Source organism: Pseudonocardia oceani (assembly GCF_019263585.2).
GTDB lineage: Bacteria > Actinomycetota > Actinomycetes > Mycobacteriales > Pseudonocardiaceae > Pseudonocardia > Pseudonocardia oceani.
In genome coordinates this window covers 386,661-403,711 of the sequence record NZ_JADQDF010000001.1, presented here as the reverse complement: position 1 = coordinate 403,711, position 17,051 = coordinate 386,661, and the positions used below count along the sequence as shown (strand labels likewise).

At 72.0% G+C, this 17,051-nt stretch carries 15 protein-coding genes; 13 read left to right on the top strand and 2 right to left on the bottom strand.

All coding sequences use genetic code 11. The features are described 5' to 3' along the window. Position 1: 1 nt before the first annotated feature. From I4I82_RS01945 to I4I82_RS01900, 10 genes are all read left to right on the top strand, one after another. Positions 2 to 1,234, top strand: a complete 1,233-nt coding sequence (locus I4I82_RS01945) for an MlaD family protein (protein WP_226369825.1) — start codon at positions 2 to 4, stop codon at positions 1,232 to 1,234. Then, the gene (locus tag I4I82_RS01940; protein ID WP_218589315.1) at positions 1,231 to 2,601 is read left to right on the top strand and encodes an MlaD family protein; all 1,371 of its coding nucleotides are present in this window, start codon (positions 1,231 to 1,233) and stop codon (positions 2,599 to 2,601) included. Before I4I82_RS01945 ends, I4I82_RS01940 begins: the two co-directional genes overlap by 4 nt. Then, positions 2,598 to 3,896 carry an MlaD family protein gene (locus I4I82_RS01935; RefSeq protein WP_218589316.1) on the top strand — a complete coding sequence of 433 codons (1,299 nt, stop codon included), beginning with the start codon at positions 2,598 to 2,600 and terminating at the stop codon, positions 3,894 to 3,896. Before I4I82_RS01940 ends, I4I82_RS01935 begins: the two co-directional genes overlap by 4 nt. After that, a complete protein-coding gene (locus I4I82_RS01930) occupies positions 3,896 to 5,209 on the top strand; it encodes an MlaD family protein (RefSeq protein ID WP_218589317.1) in 1,314 nt (437 codons plus the stop codon). The genes I4I82_RS01935 and I4I82_RS01930 overlap by 1 nt, the downstream gene beginning before the upstream one ends. Next, complete coding sequence (locus tag I4I82_RS01925) at positions 5,206 to 6,468, top strand: MlaD family protein (RefSeq protein ID WP_218589318.1); 1,263 nt, start codon at positions 5,206 to 5,208, stop codon at positions 6,466 to 6,468. The genes I4I82_RS01930 and I4I82_RS01925 overlap by 4 nt, the downstream gene beginning before the upstream one ends. Before the next feature lie 9 nt (positions 6,469 to 6,477). Continuing rightward, positions 6,478 to 7,788, top strand: coding sequence for an MlaD family protein (locus I4I82_RS01920; protein WP_218589319.1), 1,311 nt, complete (start codon positions 6,478 to 6,480; stop codon positions 7,786 to 7,788). A gap of 198 nt (positions 7,789 to 7,986) precedes the next feature. Then, a complete protein-coding gene (locus tag I4I82_RS01915) occupies positions 7,987 to 10,236 on the top strand; it encodes an MMPL family transporter (RefSeq protein ID WP_226369824.1) in 2,250 nt (749 codons plus the stop codon). Beyond that, positions 10,236 to 11,624, top strand: a complete 1,389-nt coding sequence (locus tag I4I82_RS01910; RefSeq protein ID WP_218589320.1) for a peptidyl-prolyl cis-trans isomerase — start codon at positions 10,236 to 10,238, stop codon at positions 11,622 to 11,624. The genes I4I82_RS01915 and I4I82_RS01910 overlap by 1 nt, the downstream gene beginning before the upstream one ends. After that, positions 11,621 to 11,842 carry a hypothetical protein gene (locus I4I82_RS01905; protein ID WP_218589321.1) on the top strand — a complete coding sequence of 74 codons (222 nt, stop codon included), beginning with the start codon at positions 11,621 to 11,623 and terminating at the stop codon, positions 11,840 to 11,842. Before I4I82_RS01910 ends, I4I82_RS01905 begins: the two co-directional genes overlap by 4 nt. Before the next feature lie 80 nt (positions 11,843 to 11,922). Then, complete coding sequence (locus tag I4I82_RS01900) at positions 11,923 to 12,618, top strand: response regulator transcription factor (RefSeq protein ID WP_218595009.1); 696 nt, start codon at positions 11,923 to 11,925, stop codon at positions 12,616 to 12,618. A gap of 36 nt (positions 12,619 to 12,654) precedes the next feature. On the opposite strand, the gene I4I82_RS01895 is transcribed toward I4I82_RS01900, so the two are convergent. Beyond that, a complete protein-coding gene (locus I4I82_RS01895) occupies positions 12,655 to 13,917 on the bottom strand; it encodes a sensor histidine kinase (protein WP_218589323.1) in 1,263 nt (420 codons plus the stop codon). Continuing rightward, positions 13,907 to 14,362, bottom strand: coding sequence for a hypothetical protein (locus tag I4I82_RS01890; RefSeq protein WP_218589324.1), 456 nt, complete (start codon positions 14,360 to 14,362; stop codon positions 13,907 to 13,909). The genes I4I82_RS01895 and I4I82_RS01890 overlap by 11 nt, the downstream gene beginning before the upstream one ends. Before the next feature lie 153 nt (positions 14,363 to 14,515). Here I4I82_RS01890 and I4I82_RS01885 point away from each other — a divergent pair, with 153 nt between their 5' ends. From I4I82_RS01885 to fdxA, 3 genes are all read left to right on the top strand, one after another. Then, positions 14,516 to 15,622 (top strand): NDMA-dependent alcohol dehydrogenase, encoded by a 1,107-nt coding sequence (locus I4I82_RS01885; protein ID WP_218589325.1) that lies wholly within the window; start codon positions 14,516 to 14,518, stop codon positions 15,620 to 15,622. Between the two features lie 47 nt (positions 15,623 to 15,669). Then, on the top strand, positions 15,670 to 16,662 hold the full coding sequence (locus tag I4I82_RS01880) for a R2-like ligand-binding oxidase (protein WP_218589326.1): 993 nt from the start codon (positions 15,670 to 15,672) through the stop codon (positions 16,660 to 16,662). A gap of 69 nt (positions 16,663 to 16,731) precedes the next feature. After that, entirely contained in the window at positions 16,732 to 17,049 is a 318-nt protein-coding gene (fdxA, locus tag I4I82_RS01875) for a ferredoxin (protein ID WP_185716994.1), read from the top strand. Positions 17,050 to 17,051: the final 2 nt, after the last annotated feature.

Sequence of the window (17,051 nt, the reverse complement as noted above, 5' to 3'; positions counted from 1 at the left end):
CGTGCAGCGCATCCTCACCGCCGTGGTGGTCGCAGTTCTCGTCATGGCCACCACCGCAGCCGGAGTCCTGTCGTTCAACGGCCCGTACCGGGTCACGGTCGTCCTCGACAACGCGGCCAACCTCATCCAGGGCAGCCTGGTCAAGGTCAACGGCTTCGACGCCGGCCGAATCGAAGAGCTGGATGTGGTGGACGGCCGAGCTCGGCTGTCGCTGGTCCTGGACCGAGAATACGCCCCCCTGCACGACGGCGCCACCGTGAACGTGGTCTGGAAGGCCCTGCTCGGCGAGCGGCTCGTCAACCTGACGGACGGGCCCGCCGGCAACGCGGAGATCCCGTCCGGCGGGATGCTGACGGGGGAGCAGCCTGCCCCGGTCGAGCTCGACACCGTGCTGGCCGCGCTCGACCCGCCGACGCGGGAAAGGCTCAACTCGTTGACCCGCAACCTGGACGACACGTTGACGGACAGCGAAGCCGACCTGAACGCCACGCTGCGGACCGCGGGCCCGGCGATCGGCGCACTGGGTGACGTGCTGCGCGGCCTCGGCACCGACGGCGAGGCGGTGCGCCAGCTGGTCACCCGGCTCAACGAGACGATGGCGATCCTGGCCCGCCGCGACGGCGACGTGTCCCGCGTCGTCGACCAGCTCGGCGGCGCGGTCGACCAGATCGTCGCGCAGCGCGAGGCACTCGGCGGCACCCTCCAGGAGCTGCCGCCCACGCTCCGCCAGGCCCGCACCACGCTCGACAGCGTGCCCGGCACGGTCGAGGAGGTGACCCCGCTGCTCGAGGCGCTCGAGCCGGCGACCGCGCGGCTGCCCGGCGTCGCCGCAGACCTGCGCCCGCTGCTCAGCGATCTCCGCCCGGCCATCGCCGACCTGCGGCCCACCCTCGACTCCGCGTCGGAGCTGCTGCAGTTCACCCCCGGGCTGCTCGACAGCGGCACGGCGACCGTTCCCGACATCGAGCAGACCGTCGCCGGCATCACGCCGGCTCTGGCCTTCCTGCGGCCGTACACGCCCGAGCTGGCGGGGTTCCTGACCAACTGGAACTCGGCGAACGCCAACTTCGACCGCAACGGTCACTACGCCCGCATCTACGTCACCGCAGGTGCGGAGAACGTCAACGTGAATCCGGGCGTCCTGCCGCCGGGTACGACGAAGAACCTGGCCCCGCTGCCCGGTGAGCTGGTCGGCCAGCCCTGGACGGACGCCTTCGGAGAGGGAATGCGATGAAGCTCTCGACGCCCCGCGCGCTCGTGGTGGGACTGGTCGCCGCGATCGGGGCCACCGGTGCGATGAGCGGCATGGCTGCGGAGAATCCGTCGGCGCAGGGCATGATCGTGGTGGCCGAGTTCGACTCGGCCGGTCCGCTGCTCACGCGCAACGAGGTCAAGGTCGACGGTGTCGTCGTCGGCGAGGTGGGCGACATCGTCGTCGACGGCGACCACGCCGACGTCCTCCTCGACCTCGATCCCTCGGCACTGCCCCTCTACCGGGATGCGACGGCCACCATCCGGCCCATCAGCCTCCTCGGCGAGCGCTACGTGGACATCGAACGCGGCACGCCCGGCACGGCCGAGATGGCCACGGGTGGCACCATCCCGCGGGACCGGACCGGGACCAACGTGGACCTCGACGAGATCCTCAACACCATCGACGAGCCGACCGGCGAGTCCCTGGCGTTCCTCGTCACCACGCTCGGCGACGGCCTGCGCGACAACGGCGGCAACGTCGACGCCGCGCTGAAGGCGTTGGCCCCGGCGCTGCGCGACACGGAGGGCCTGACGGCCGTCCTAGAGGACCAGAACGTCCTGCTCGGGTCGCTGGTCGACCGGGTCGAGCCGGTGGCCGGCGCGCTGGCCACCGACGGTGGCGCGTCGCTCGACCGGCTGGTGGCGTCCGCCGACCGGCTGCTGGCGGCGAGCAGCCGCCAGCAGGAGGCACTCGACCAGACCCTGGCCGAGCTGCCCGGTGCGCTGCGTTCCGCGCGGACCACACTCGGCGAGCTCGCGGGCACCGCGGAGGAGACGACCCCGACGCTGCGCTCGCTGCGGCCGGTCACCGAGGACCTCTCGGAGATCTCCGGCGAGCTGCGGACGTTCGCCGACTCGCTCGACCCGGCCCTGGCCCAAGCCGAGCCGGTGCTGCAGGAGGCGCGCAAGCTCCTGGAGGAGGCGCAGCCGGTGGCGGCCGACCTGCGCACGGCCTCGCCCGACCTGCGCACCGCGTCGGCCAACGCGCGGCCGCTCGTCGAGGACCTCTCCGCGAATCTCGACAACGTGCTGAACTTCGTCCGCTACTGGGCGCTGACCACCAACGGCTACGACGGGGTGTCGCACTACTTCCGGGCGCACATCATCGTCAACCAGGACTCGGCGACGAACTTCCTGCCCCAGGCCGTGCCCGTCCCCCCGCTGTTCGGCACCCCGCCGCCGACCGGTGGTGAGCAGCCCGGCAGCGACGTCCCCGGCACACCCATCAGTCCACCGGCCGGCGGGTCGTTGCTGCAGGCGCCCGGCCCCGACGACGACGGTGCGACCGGACTGACCCCCGAACAGGAGAGCGGCATGCTCGGTTCGCTGCTGGGAGGCGGCTCGTGAGGCACCTCCAGAAGGCCTTCAACTCCCGTACCTCGGCCCTGTTCATCGGGATCACGGTCGTGGTCCTGTTCGTCGCCTCCGTGGTGTTCGCCTTCCAGGCGCAGTACGGGATCCCGGGTGCGACCGTGACGATGGTCCGGGCCTCCTTCGACGACGTCGGCGCACTGCGCCGTGGTGACGACGTCCGGATCGCCAGCGCCCGCGTCGGCACCGTCGACGCCATCGAGTACTCCGAGGCACAGGGCGCGGTCGCCGTGCTGAAGCTGGACGGGGACCGCCCGATCTACCGCAACTCCAGCGCGGCGACGGCGTCGGTCGGCGCCCGCTCGGCGCTGGGCCAGAAGTTCGTCGACCTCGACCCCGGCAGCCAGGACGCCGGCCTGCTCGGCGAGGACGAGGTCATCCAGAAGCGGGTCACCCGCGGCGCGCAGGAGGTCAGCGACCTGTTCAACGTGTTCGACCAGCCGACCCGCACCGCACTGGGCTCCACGCTGCGTGAGCTCGGCGGCGGGCTCGCCGGCCGGTCCGAGGACCTGGCGGACGCGTTCCGGACCTCTCCGGAACTGCTTCCCGACCTGGGCACGGTGTCCCGGTCCCTGAGCGCCGGTGACGGCGCCGACCTGGTCGGCCTGCTGCAGTCGGCCGACACCCTCGCCGGCCGCTTCGAGGGCCGGGAACAGGAGATCGCCTCCCTCATGACGAATCTCAGCAGCACCCTCGACGCGGTGGCGGTGGACGACACCCAGCCGTTCGAGCAGACCCTCGAGCGGGCCCCGGGCACCCTACGGGACGTGCGCTCCGCGCTGGACACTCTCAACGGCCCGCTCGCGGACACGCGGGTGGCGGTCACCGAGCTGCGCCCGGGCGCCGAGGCGCTCGGGCGGGCCACCCCGGACGTCCGGGGCGTGCTGCGCGAAGGCGTGGGGCCGCTCGACCGGGTGCCGGGCGTCGCCGACGTGGCCGAGCCCGCCGTGGTGGACCTGACCGCGCTGATGACCGACGCGCGGCCGCTGACCCCCAGGCTCGTGCAGACGCTGCGGGAGGCCGCCCCGCTGCTGGCCGACGTCGCGCCGTTCTCCCCGGAGATCTCGCACTTCTTCACCAACGGGACGAGTGCTCTCAGCAACGGTGACGCGGCGGGACACTGGCTGCGCTTCTTCCCGATCGTCTCGGCGGAAACGGCGTCCGGAGTGCTGCCGGTCGAGGACCCGACGGTCGCCCGCAACGGTGACCCGGAGCCCGGCGAGCTCGAGACCGACCGCCAGGCGCTCCCGCTGCTTGGGGGGCGCAACTGATGGCCACCACCACGTTCCGTCGCCGCACGCCGCTGTCACCGGTCGGCATCGGCATCCTGGTCACGATCGTCCTGCTGCTGCTGGGTGTGGCGCTGTTCAGCAAGGCGCAGATCCTCACCTGGCTCAGCCCCGGGGACACGATCAGGGCGAACTTCAGCCAGGACTACCGGATGCGCGCCTACCAGACGCCGGTCAAGATCGCCGGTGTCCCGGTCGGCATCGTCACCGGCGTCGAGCGCGCGGATGACGGCTCCGCCCTGATCGAGATCAAGCTCGACCCGGGTGAGAAGGACAAGCTCGGCTCCACCCCGAGCGCGCAGATCCGCGCCACGACCCTGCTCGGCGGAAGCTACTACCTGGAGCTCGAACCCGGCGGCGACCGGAGCGAACTGCAGGGGGACATCCCGGTCGACCGCACCTCGGTGCCGGTCGAACTGGACCGGGTCGCGGCAGCGCTGCAGCCGGACGCCCTCCTCGGGCTGCAGCGCAGCACCGGCTACCTCGACGACACCCTGTCCCGAGGTGGGTCCGAGGCCCTGCAGGATCTCGCTCGGACAGCCCCCGGCACCCTCGGTCCGGCCGGCGGTGTGCTGCAGGCCGCGCGTGGCACCCGGCCGGAGGTCGATCTGACCGAGCTGGTCCAGGGACTGGAGTCCGCGTCGCGCGCGCTGTCGGAGAACAACGGACAGCTCGACGAGGTCGTCACCGGACTCGATGTGCTCTCCGGCGTGCTCGACCGGCGCGGCGGTGACATCGCTGCGTCCCTGCGCAACAGCCCGGAGACCCTGCGCATCGCGAACACCGGCCTGCGCGACCTCGACGGGACACTGGCCGAACTGCGGGACACCGCGGGTCCGGCGCTGCCGGTCGTCGAGGAGCTCGACGAGCTGCTCGACACGGCCGAGCCCGTCCTGGAGGAGGCCCGACCGGTCATCGCCGACCTGCGCGGCCTGCTCGTCGACGCCCGCCCGCTGGTCGAGGACCTCGTCCCGGCCACCCAGGACCTCACCACCGTGCTGGACAACCTGGAGGGCCCCGTGCTCGACCGGGTGAACGGCCCGGTGCTGGACACCATCAACTCCGGGTTCGACGGGACCGGCCCCTACGAGGGCGGCGGCGGTGACAACCCCTTCTACACCGAGCTGGCCTACATGGTGACCAACCTCGACAGCGCCTCGGCCCTCACCGACGAGAACGGTGCGGTCATCGGGTTCAACCCGGGCGTCAACGGCGGCAGCATCGCGGGTCTGCCCGGGGTCAGCGTCGAGCAGCTGTTCGCCAACCTCGCCCAGTTCCAGGAGATCCAGCGATGAGCGCCACGCGCCACTCACAGGGTTGGCTGCCCCGCATGTGGGCCCATGCCCGCAGCGAACCGGGCCTGTTCCGCAACGTCGTGGTCATGGCCGCGCTGATCGTGCTCGGCCTCGGCGTGGGCGGCTACATCCTGAGCCAGCAACGGTTCAACCCGCCGTGGGAGAACGTCCTGATCTTCGAGGCCACGTTCGAAGCCACCCCGGCGATCAGTCCTGGCAACGGGCAGGAGGTGCGGATCGCCGGCGTGGCGGTCGGCGACATCCGCGAGGCGCGGGTCTCCGACGAGGGCGACGCGGTGCTCACCCTCGCGGTGGCGGCCGAGTACCCGGTCTACGACAACGCCCGGGTCGTGCTGCGGCCGAAGAGCCCGCTCAACGAGATGTACGTCGAGGTCAGCCCGGGTGGCCCCCCCGGCACCCCACTGGAGGACGGTGCGGTGCTGCCCGTGGGGCAGTCCTCGGAGCCCATCCAGATCGACGAGGTGACCGGCTACCTCGACGACAACGCCCGCTACGCCCTGACCAGCCTGCTGTCGGAGTCCGACACGGCGCTGGCCAACGCGCCCGCGACGCTGCCCGATGGGCTGCGGGGCGCGGACGCGGTGCTCACCGACTTGCAGCCGGTCGTGGCCGAGCTGGACGTGCGGCGGGACAAGATCGCCCGGCTGGTGACCGCGCTGAGCCAGATCTCCTCGGCGCTGGGCCGCGACGACGAGCGGATCTCGCGGCTGGCCGCCAGCCTGCAGACGACCCTGACCACCGTTGCCGGGCAGAGCCAGCCGCTGGACGACGCACTCGCCCAGCTGCCGGACCTCGACGCGCAGCTGCGTGCGGCGACGCAGGGGGTCACGGAACTGGCCGGCGAGCTCGATCCCGCGCTGGTCAACCTCAGGGAGGCCACCGACGTGCTGCCGGAGGCGCTCTCCCGCACCAACGACTCCGTCGAGCGGCTGGACACGACCCTGGACACGCTCACCCCGGTGATCGCCGCGGCGCGCCCGGTGGTCGGAGACCTGCGGCCTGTGGTCGGCGACCTGAACGCCAGCCTCGACGACCTGGTGCCGATCTCCGAGCGGCTCGAACCGGTCACCGCGGGCCTCGTCCCCTACCTGACCGACCTGCAGGCGTTCGTCTACAACACGAACTCCGTGGTCAGCCTGCGCGACGCCAACCGCGGCATCCTGCGCGGCCTGCTCCAGGTGTCGCCGACCACGCTCCCGCTCCCGCTCCAGGGTCTCGCGACCCCGACCCCTCGATAGGTGCCGGACATGCGCATCCCACTGTTCCTGGTGCCGATCCTGCGGACTCTCGTGGTCCTGGCGTTCGTCGGCCTCTCCGCAGGCATCTTCGGATTCCTCTGGCTGAACTCCGGTGGCACCATCCCACTCATCTCGCAGGCCGGCTATCGCGTGACGCTGGCGATGGACGACGTGGACAACCTGGTGCCGCAGTCCGACGTGCGGCAGGCCGGTGTCGTGATAGGCCGGGTGCAGGCCGTGGACGTGGAGGAGGGTTCCGCGGTCGTCACCCTGGACCTCGACGAGGACGCCGCGCCGCTGCACGAGGGCGTCACGGTGACGGTCCGCAACAAGACACTGGTGGAGGAGACCTACGCCGACATCGACGACGGCACCGGCGCGGAGATCCCGACCGAAGCGATCCTGCCGCGCAGCGCCGGCCGGTCGAGCGTCCAGCTCGACGACGTGCTGACCAGCCTCGACCAGCCCACCCGGGACGCGCTGGGCCGCACCATCCGATCCGCGGCGCTGGTCACCGACGGGTCCCGCGAGGACATCGCGGCCGCCGTTTCCGGGCTCGGCGCGCTGGGTCGCGAGGGCGGCAGCGCCCTCGACGCGCTGGCCGCCCAGTCCGAGGACCTCGTGGAGGTCACCGGCAACACGACCGCCCTGTTGCGGGCGCTCGACACCGGCCAGGGTCGGATCACCGACCTCGTCCGCGACGCCGACCGGATCACCCAAGTGGTCACCGACAACCGGACCGATCTCGAGGCCGTGCTGCGTGAGCTGCCGGGTGTCCTCGACACCGCGCAGAACGCCAGCGGCAGCTTGAAGACGCTCGCCGGCTCGCTCGCCCCGGTGGCGGCGAACCTGGAGGCCGCCGCGCCCGACCTGTCCGCCGCGCTGCGCGAGCTGCCGGAAACCTCGGCGGACCTGCGGGGCCTGCTGCCCTCGCTCGACACCACCCTCGAACGGGCGCCGGACACCCTGACGCGGGTGGGCGGCTTCACCGACGTGACCCGGGACCTCATCCCGACGTTGCAGGTCAACCTGTCGGACCTGAACCCGGCGCTGGCCTACCTGCGGCCCTACGGCAAGGACACGGCGCTGTGGTTCGCGGGCCTGTCCCAGACCCTCGGGGTGTCGGCCGACGGGAACGGGACCGCGCTGCGCGCCTTCGTCGTCGTCAACGAGAAGTCGGTGAACCAGCCGCTGCACACCCAGTTCGGCCCGCTGGAGAAGTACAACCCGTACCCGGAGGCGGACGCCAACTCCGATCCGCGCCGATCCTTCGACGGCGAGTACCCACGGGTCGAGCGGGATCCGGTCCCCGAGAACTGAGGGGACGGTCCCACCGGCGGTGACCCGGGCCCCCGGGTCACCGCCACGGCGCGATGAGGATGATGGTGCGATGACGGTGACGAGGCCGGCAGGGTGACGGGTCCAGGCGAGCAGGAATCCGGGGACGGCCCTCCCGGCCGTGTCGCGTCGCCGCGGTCGTTCCCCCGGTGGGTGGTGCGGCACGGATGGCGCCGATGGGTGGCCGGGCTCCTCGTGGCCGGCCTGGTCGGCGCGGTGCTGACGGGCCTGCTGAGACTCCGGGTCGACACCGGCGTGAACTCCGTCGTCGTGCCCGACGACCCCGCCGCCGTCGCGCTCGCCGAGGTCGGGTCGTCGTTCGGCGGTGACCCCGTCGTGGTGCTGCTGGAGTCGGCGCAGCCGCGGCAGCTGCTCTCCGCCGACGCGTTGCCCGCCCTGCTGAGGCTGGAGGGGCAGCTGGCCCGGACCCCGGACGTGGCCGCGGTCTACGGACCCGCGACGGTGCTCAACCAGGTGGCCGGGCGGGCGCAGGAGCTTCTCGCCGAACTGTCGGGCTACCGCGACGGAGTGCGTGCCGCCGCGGCCGAGCGGGTCGCCGCCGAGGGCGGGTCCGAGGCTGCGGCCCAGGATGCCGCGGCGGCCGCCGTGGCCGAGTTCGACCAGCGCTACGGGGCCCTCGTCGTGCAGGGGCTTCCGGGTGGGCTGCCCACGCTGCGCAACGACGAGTTCGTCAGCTCGGTGATCTTCGGCGACGGTGGCGAGCCGCGCCCGCAGTGGAGATTCGTGGTGCCGGAGGCGTCGGCCGTCGCGGTTCTCGTCCGGCCCCGTCAGGATCTGGACCAGGCCGGCGTGGAACGACTGGTCGTCGACGTCCGGGGCGCGGTCGAGGCGGCGGGGCTGGACGCCGAGCGCGTCACGGTGTCCGGGGTTCCGGCCGTCGCGGCCGCACTGGGCGACCGGGTCCGCACCGAGGTCCCGTTGCTCGGGGGCATCGCCCTGCTGGCGGTCGGGGCCTGGTTCCTCGCCGTACGCTGGGCCGACCGGCGGCACCGGGTGCTGCCGCTGGTGGCCACAGCGGTGGGCACGGTGATCACCCTGGGGATCTTCGGCTGGGCGGGCCGTCCGCTGTCCCTGGGGGTCATCGCCTTCCTCCCGGTCCTGATCGGCGTCGGCAGCGACTTCACCACCTACCTCGCCACCGGTGCGTCGCGGAGACTGGTGCTGGTCGTCGGCGCGGCGACCGCCGCGAGCTTCGGCGCCCTGACGGTGAGCCCGATCCCGACCGTGCGTGACCTCGGGCTCACCCTCGCCGTGGGTATCGCCGTCGCCGTGCTCACCGGGGTGACGGTGACCTGGCGGCGGGACGCTCCCGCCGCGACGGTGCGGGAACCGGAACCGGTAGCCGTGCGCACGCCGGCGCCGACGGGTTCGACGCGCACCCGGATCACCGCCGGAGCCGCGGCCGTGGTGCTCGCCGGGGCGGGCTGGTTCGCGCTCGCCGACCTGCCACTGCGGGCCGACCTGCAGGGGTTCGCCGGCGGCCTGTCCGTGATCGACGACGCCGAGCACGTCGAGGACGTGCTGGGCTCGAGCGGTGAGTTCACGATCGCGCTGTCCGGCGGGGGCGCGGCGACGCCGGAGGCGCTGGAGTGGATGCGTGCCACGGAGGAGGCGGTGATCACCGCCGAGGGGGACCGGCTGCGGCCGATCATCTCGCCGCCCGGCCTGCTGGGCTTCCTCGGCGAGACGCCGACCGACGGCCAGCTCACCTCGGCGCTGCGCCTGCTGCCCCGCTACCTGACCGGCAGTGTGATCAACTCCGACCGGTCGCTCGCGGTTCTCACGTTCGGAACCCGGCTCGACGACGCGGAGCAGCTGCTGGATCTGCGGGAGTCCGTGCGTTCGGTGCTCCCGCCCCCTCCCGCGGGCATGCAGGTCGAGCTGACCGGCCTGCCGATGGTGGCCGTGGGGTCCTACGAGACGATCTCCGCGGACCGGTACCTGGCCAACGTCCTGGGCATCGTCGTCGCCGGGCTGGTCCTCGCGCTCGGTCTGCGGAAGCGCTCCGACGCCGCGCTCGCCGTGGTCGCGGCCGCGCTGGCGACCGGCTGGGGCCTGGCGGCGGTCTGGGTCGCCGGGATCGGGTTGACACCGGTCACGATCGCGATCGGGTCACTCACCGCGGCCGTCGGCTGCGAGTTCACGGTGCTGGCCGCGGAGGCGGCGCGGCGCGGCGACCGGTCGCTGCACCGCGCCGTGCTGCTCGCGGCCGCCGCGTCGGCCACCGGATACGCCGTCCTGATGTTCTCCCAGCTGTCGGTGGTGGCCCAGTTCGGGTTGCTCCTCGCGGTGTCCGTGGGTGTCGCGATGGGTTCGGCGGTGTTCGTCGTGTGGCTGGCCCGAACCTCGGGGCCTGCCCGGCCGTTGGACACGGTGGACCGTGACCACCGTCTCGTGGGAGTGCAGTGATGAGCCAGCAGGGCACGGAAGACGTCGACGTCGACGCCATCGGGGTTCGGGCACCGGATGCGGACACCTCGCCCGGACCACCGTCTGCCGCGGCGCCCCGCCCGTCGGACCCGCCCGCGGTGGCGGGCGGGGGTGGGCCGGCACCGGCGGGCGACGACGGCGCCGCGTCGGCGCCGGGCGGTTCCGCAGACGGTGGTGATCTTGCCCCCGACCCCGGCGGCCCCGATGGCGCCGAGCTGCCCGCCGGGACCGGGAGCGCGGCCGCGGGGGAGGCGGAGGAGGACCCGGAGTCCACGGAGGACCCGGAGTCCGCGGCCCGCACGGGCACCGGACCGCGTCGCCGCGGGCTCCGGCTGCCCACCACGTGGGTCGGCCGGGCCGTCGCTGCTGCCGTGGTCCTGGTTCTCGTGGCCGTCGGGGCGGGCGCCGTGTGGTGGCAGGCCTCGGCGCTGCCCGCCGATGCCGCCTACCGGCTGGACGGCCGCATCGTCACGGTCGCGGAGCTCGACGAGCGCATCGTGGCGCTCCAGGCGCTCTACGGGGTTCAGGCCCCCGAGGACCCCGCTGCCGCGGACGGTTTCCGGCGTGACGTGGCCAAGTCGGTCGTGCTCAGCGACATACTCGACCGCGAGGCCGTCGAACGTGGGGTGGTCGTCGCCGACAAGCAGGTCACCGACACCCGCGACCGCTACATCGAGGAGCAGTTCGGCCCCGGCGGCCGCGACGCGTTCGTGCGGGCGCTGGGCAACGTCGGTACCTCGGAGGAGTCGGTTCTCGAGGAGATCCGGCGGCAGATGACGGTCGGGCTGCTGATGCAGGACGTCGTCGGCCCCGTCACGGTCACCGACGAGGAGTTGCGCGCCGCCTACACCGAGCGACAGGGCACGCTCGGCACCCCCGAACGGCGGACGCTGCGCAACATCGTCGTGGAGACCGAGGAACAGGCCCGGGCCGCCTTCGACGAGATCCGGGGTGGTGTCGCCTTCGAGCAGGTCGCCGCCGACCGCAGCCGGGACGAGAGCACCCGTGGCACCGGCGGGCTGCTGGGCGACCTCGCGCGCGACGAGCTGGAGGGTCCCGTGGGCGACGCGGCGTTCGCGGTGGCGCCCGGCGAGCTGTACGGGCCGGTCCAGGGTCAGTTCGGGTGGAACGTCGGGCGGGTGGATGCGGTGGCACCCTTCGTCCCCGCCTCCTTCGACCAGGTCGCCGACGGCCTGCGGCAGGCCCTGGAGGTCGAGCGCAGCCTCGCGATCTGGCAGGACTGGATCGCCCAGCAGGTGCGGGAGTCCGACGTGGTCTACGCCGACGACTTCCGCCCGGCCGATCCGGACGCTCCGCCGTCGTTCGGGTCGCCGGCTCCCGCCGTGGGCCCGGAGCCGCCACGGTGAGCGCCGTGGTCGTCAACCTGGTGGGGTCGGTGGTGCTGGGGGCCGCCGTGATCCTGGTCGGGGTGTGGGGACGCCGCAACGCCGCGAGTCTGCTGCCGGCGACCTTGAGCACCGAGGACCGCCGGCGGAAGGTGGTCGTGTACCGCCGTGGCGCGCTGGCCTGTCAGGTCGCGGGGGTGCTCCTGATCTCCGTCGGCGTCGTCTCCACCCTGCCGTGAGCGAACCGTGCACGACGCGGGGGCGAACATCCCTCCGAGCCGTCTCCGCGGCCGTTGGGACGGCACGAGGGGAGGCGGCGGTGATCAGACCGGGGCAGCGGCAGGCGACGGACCCCGCACGGATGCACTTCGAGGAGGGTCGGCTCACCGCCGTACTGGTGGACGACCACGAGTTGGTGCTGGAGGGGCTGCAGCGGGCGCTGGCCCGGGACGCCATCGACGTCGTGGGCGCGTTCCTCGACGCCGACGGCGCCGTGGAGTTCCTGGCCCGGGGGATGGCCGCCCACACCCGGCTCGACCTGGTCGTCGTCGATCTCCGGCTGGGCGGCCGCTCCGGGATCGGCCTGGTCGAGGACGTGGTCCGGCTGCGCCCGGACGTCCGGGTCGCGATGCTGACCAGCTTCGAGGATCGGGTCGCGGCGGTGGCCGCGGTGCAGGCCGGGGTGAAGGGCTTCTTCCTCAAGGACTCCTCGTGCGGCGAGTTGTCCGCGGGTCTGCGGCGGGTCGCCGAGGGCCATCTCGTGATCGACTCTCGGCTGGCGCAGGCGGTGCTAGGTGGTGACCCGAACTGCCGGTTCACCGAGCACGAGCTTTCGATCGTGTCGCTGGTCGCCGACGGCCTGACCAACCGGCAGATCGGGGAGGAACTGCACCTGTCGTCCCACACGGTAAAGGAGTACCTCTCGCGGGTGATGCGCAAGTTCGGCACGGCGACCCGCGCGGAGACCGTCGTGCGGGCGGTCCGCGAGGGTCTGCTGCCCGAGAAGTATCCGTGACAGGCCTGGTAGAGCTGAACCGGCGACCGCCGCTCGTCACCACACCTGGACGGGCAGAACGAGGCGGGCGATAAGCCCGCCGCCAGAGCGTGCGGACAGGGTCAGTGTCCCGCCCATCGACGTCGTCAGCTCGCTGACGATCCACAACCCCAGGCCCGCAGTGCCACGCTTGTCCCCGAGGCTCACGTACTTCTGGGTGACCTGGCCGAGCTGCTCCGCCGAGAGGCCGGGCCCACGGTCGCGGACCTCGACGACCAGGTCGTTGCGCTCCCGAGCGAGGTACACCTCGACCGGTTCGCCTCCGCTGTACCGGGCGGCGTTCTCGGCCAGGTTGCCGACCATGCGGTGCAGCCGCTGCGGGTCGCACCGCACCATCGCATCGGTCGGGCTGACGATGACCGAGCGGCGTTCCTCGGGCAGCCCGGTGCCGGCGAGAGCGGACAGGGCGAGGTCATGAAGGCGGACGGGCCGTTCACGGACCCTGCCGACCGCCCCACCCTCTGTCACCGCCACCTCGGCGAGCCCGTCGAGCATGTCCTGGAGATGCTCGGCATTCGCGGTGATCAGATCCAGCATCGGATCGGGTGCCGACCGGGTGGCGGCCCGGGCGAGGGCGGTCAGCGCGGACACCGGCGCGCGGAACTCGTGCAGGATCACGCGCAGACCGTCGAGCCGTGCCTGCTGGGAGTCGAGCAGCCTGCTGCGCAGGTCCCGTTCCTCGACGAGGGCCTGGTGCTCGGCGATCACCTCTGCGCGGGATTCGGCCACCACGCGGTACTGCCGGTCGAGTCGCCGCACGAACACCCCGGTCAGGGTGGCCACCGCCGCCAGGTAGAAGGTCCACCACAGCCCTGCGGAGATCTGCGCAGCGACCGTCGTGGTGGACGGGCTGCCGAGGACGCAGGCTCCGAGGTACGCGCCTCCCACGAGCAACGCGAACAGCTCGCCACGGCGGTTCTCGCTGCGAAGGCTGTTGGCGATGACCACGAGGGGGAGGATCGCGACCGCGAGGCTCACCACGCCTCCGGTCAATGCGACGGCCAGCAGCGCGAGGACGGCGTCGGTACCCGACACCGCGATCGGGCTCGGCCCGCTCCCGCGGACCAGCCGGGCGACGGCGAGCAGCAGCGCGTAGCCGGCGGCGACGGCGACCAGGGCGAACACCACGGCCAGCGGGGCGCGGGTTGACGGATCGGTCAGCACGGCCAGCGCGCCCAGGGACACGACCACGCCGATCCGGACCGCGATGACGATCAGGTCGTCAGGCCCGGATCGCGGGGTGTCGCGGTCAGCGAGCATCCGGCACGGCGAGAAAGCGGTGCGCGCTCGGCAGGACCATCGCGAACGCGCCGAGCGTCACCAGGACGAATGCCGCGACGGCATGCCAGGTTCCGCCTGCGGCGAAGACCACCGCGACGAACAGCCCGAGCCCGACGAGGACGAACCGGGGCCACCCACGGCCGGACAGCAGCGCCGCGGCCAGCACCACGGTCGACACCGCGGCCAGGATCGAGATCACCGCGGTCGAGGCGACGGCGGGCGGACCGCTCACGGCGTCGGGGCCCAGCTGCGTGGCGACGCGGTCGGCCTCCGAGTCGAGACGGTTGACAGCGAGCGAGTCGGCTGCGGCGTAGAGCTCGACGAGAGCGAGCCCGATCCACGCGACGGCGGCGAACCAGAGGGTGCCGGGGATCCGCATGGCGCCGCGCGAGCGGGGCGGGACGGGCCCGCCGGACGATGACATGACGAGGATCGTAGCGGCCCGCGTGGTCCGTGCGCTGCCGCCGGCGCGTCCCCCGGTGGCCCACCCGGGCCACCGTTGGCGCGGCCGGCCCGGTGACGCAGCGGAAGATCGTTGTGACGCTGTGCACAGCATCTCGATGATGAGGAGTAGTCAATGAAGACCAAGGCAGCAGTGCTCTGGGGCCTGGGCCAGAAGTGGGAGGTCGAGGAGATCGACCTCGATCCGCCGGGTCCCGGTGAGGTCCTGGTCAAGCTGACCGCGAGCGGCCTGTGTCACTCCGACGAGCATCTCGTGACCGGCGACCTCCCGTTCCCGCTGCCCGTCGTGGGTGGGCACGAGGGCGCCGGCACGATCGTCGAGCTGGGGACCGGGGTCGAGGATCTTCAGGTCGACGATTCGGTCGTCCTCACTTTCCTGCCGTCCTGCGGGCGCTGCTCCTACTGCGCCCGCGGGATGACCAACCTGTGCGACCTCGGTGGCGCGGTGATGATGGGTCCGCAGCTCGACGGGGGCTATCGCTTCCACGCCCGCGGCGAGGACATCGGGCAGATGTGCCTGCTCGGCACATTCTCCGAGTACACCGTCGTGCCGGTCGCCTCCGTCGTCAAGGTCGACCAGGGCACCTCGCTGGACAAGGCCGCGCTCATCGGGTGCGGCGTCACCACCGGCTACGGGAGCGCGGTGCGCTCCGCCGAGGTGCGCGCCGGCGACACCGTCGTGGTGCTCGGCGCGGGCGGCATCGGCATGAACGCCATCCAGGGTGCGCGCATCGCGGGTGCCCGCTACATCGTCGCCGTCGACCCGGTGGAGTACAAGCGCCAGCGGGCCGTCGAGTTCGGTGCCACGCACGTCGCCGAGTCCGCCGACTCCGCGTGGGAGATCGTGAGCGGCCTGACCCGCGGTCAGCTCGCCGACGCCTGCATCGTGACGACGGGGGTGGCCGAAGGGGCCGAGACCGGCCCGGCGCTCGCCCTGGTGGGCAAGCGCGGTCGCGTGGTCATCACGGCGATCGGTCACCCGGAGGAGACGACGATCACCGCTTCACTGCTGGAGATGACCCTCTACGAGAAGACCATCAAGGGCGCGCTCTACGGCTCGTCCAACGCCCAGCACGACATCCCTCGGCTTCTTGAGCTCTACAACAACGGACAGCTCAAGCTCGACGAGCTGATCACCCGTGAGTACCGCCTCGAGGAGATCAACCAGGGCTACGACGACATGCGGGCCGGGCTCAACATCCGCGGCCTCATCCGTTACTGACAGCAGCGCGAACCGACCCCACCGCTACGACCTGAAGGAGACCGGACATGGCCATCGACCGGATCATCGAGCACAACAAGCGCAACGGCTGGGGCAGCCTGTCCCACGACGGTCTCCGCATGGAGTCGTTCCCGATGCGCCTGTTCCGCAAGGGCAACAAGAAGTTCTGGAACCCCGAGGACATCGACTTCTCGCAGGACAGGGCCGACTTCGAGGCGATGACCGAGGACGAGCAGCGGATGACGCTGGTCCTGGCCTCGCAGTTCATGGCCGGTGAGGAGTCGGTGACGCAGGACATGCAGCCGTTCGCGCACGCGATGGCGGCCGAGGGCCGGCTGGCCGACGAGGCGTATGTCACGCAGTTCATCTTCGAGGAGGCCAAGCACATGCAGGCCTTCCGGCTGTGGTTCGACGCGGTCGGCCTCAGTGCGGACCTGCACAGCCATGTCGAGTACAGCCCCGCCTACGACACGATCTTCAAGCAGGAACTGCCGAAGTCGATGTACGCCCTGATGACGGACCCGACCCCGGCCAACCAGGTCCGGGCCTCGGTCACCTACAACCACGTCGTCGAGGGCACACTCGCGCTCACCGGCTACTACGCCTGGGCCAAGGTGTGTGCGAGCCGCGACATCCTCCCCGGCATGCAGCGCCTGGTGAAGCTCATCGGCGACGACGAGCGGCGCCACATGGCATGGGGCACGTTCACCTGCCGCCGTCACGTCGCGGCGAACGACAAGAACTGGGACGTCGTCGACGAGCGGATGCAGGAGCTCCTGCCGCCCGCGCTGCAGCTCATCGTCGCCCTCTTCGACCAGTTCGAGCTGGAGGGCAAGCCGACCCCGTTCGGCATCTCCATCGACGAGATGAGCGACTACGCGCTGGACAAGGTGAACCGGCGGATGGAGTCCATCGAGAGCGCGCGCGGCCGCGACGTGTACGAGATCGACGAGGACTACTCGCCGATGGAGATGGAGGACCACTTCGGCGACTCGGACGAGCGCGAGATCAAGGCCGCGCTGGTCGGCGCGAACGCCTGACGGCGTCGGCGCCGGGCGCAGTCGATACGGCGCGCCCGGCGCCGTCCCACCTACATCTGAGGAGTTCCCGTGGCATTCGTGATCGGCCCGTCATGCGTCGACGTCATGGACAAGTCGTGCATCGAGGAGTGCCCGGTCGACTGCATCTACGAGGGTGGCCGGATGCTGTACATCCACCCCACGGAATGCATCGACTGCGCCGCCTGCGAACCGGTGTGCCCGGTCGAGGCGATCGTCCCGGCGCAGAAGGTCACGGCGGAGTGGAAGCCGTTCCAGGAGTCCGCAAAGGCCATGTTCGACGAGGTGGGATCGCCCGGCGGCTCCTCGAACGTCGACGTGCTGACCGACACCAGCTTCGTCGCCGGGTTCGAGAAGGACGAGGACTGAGG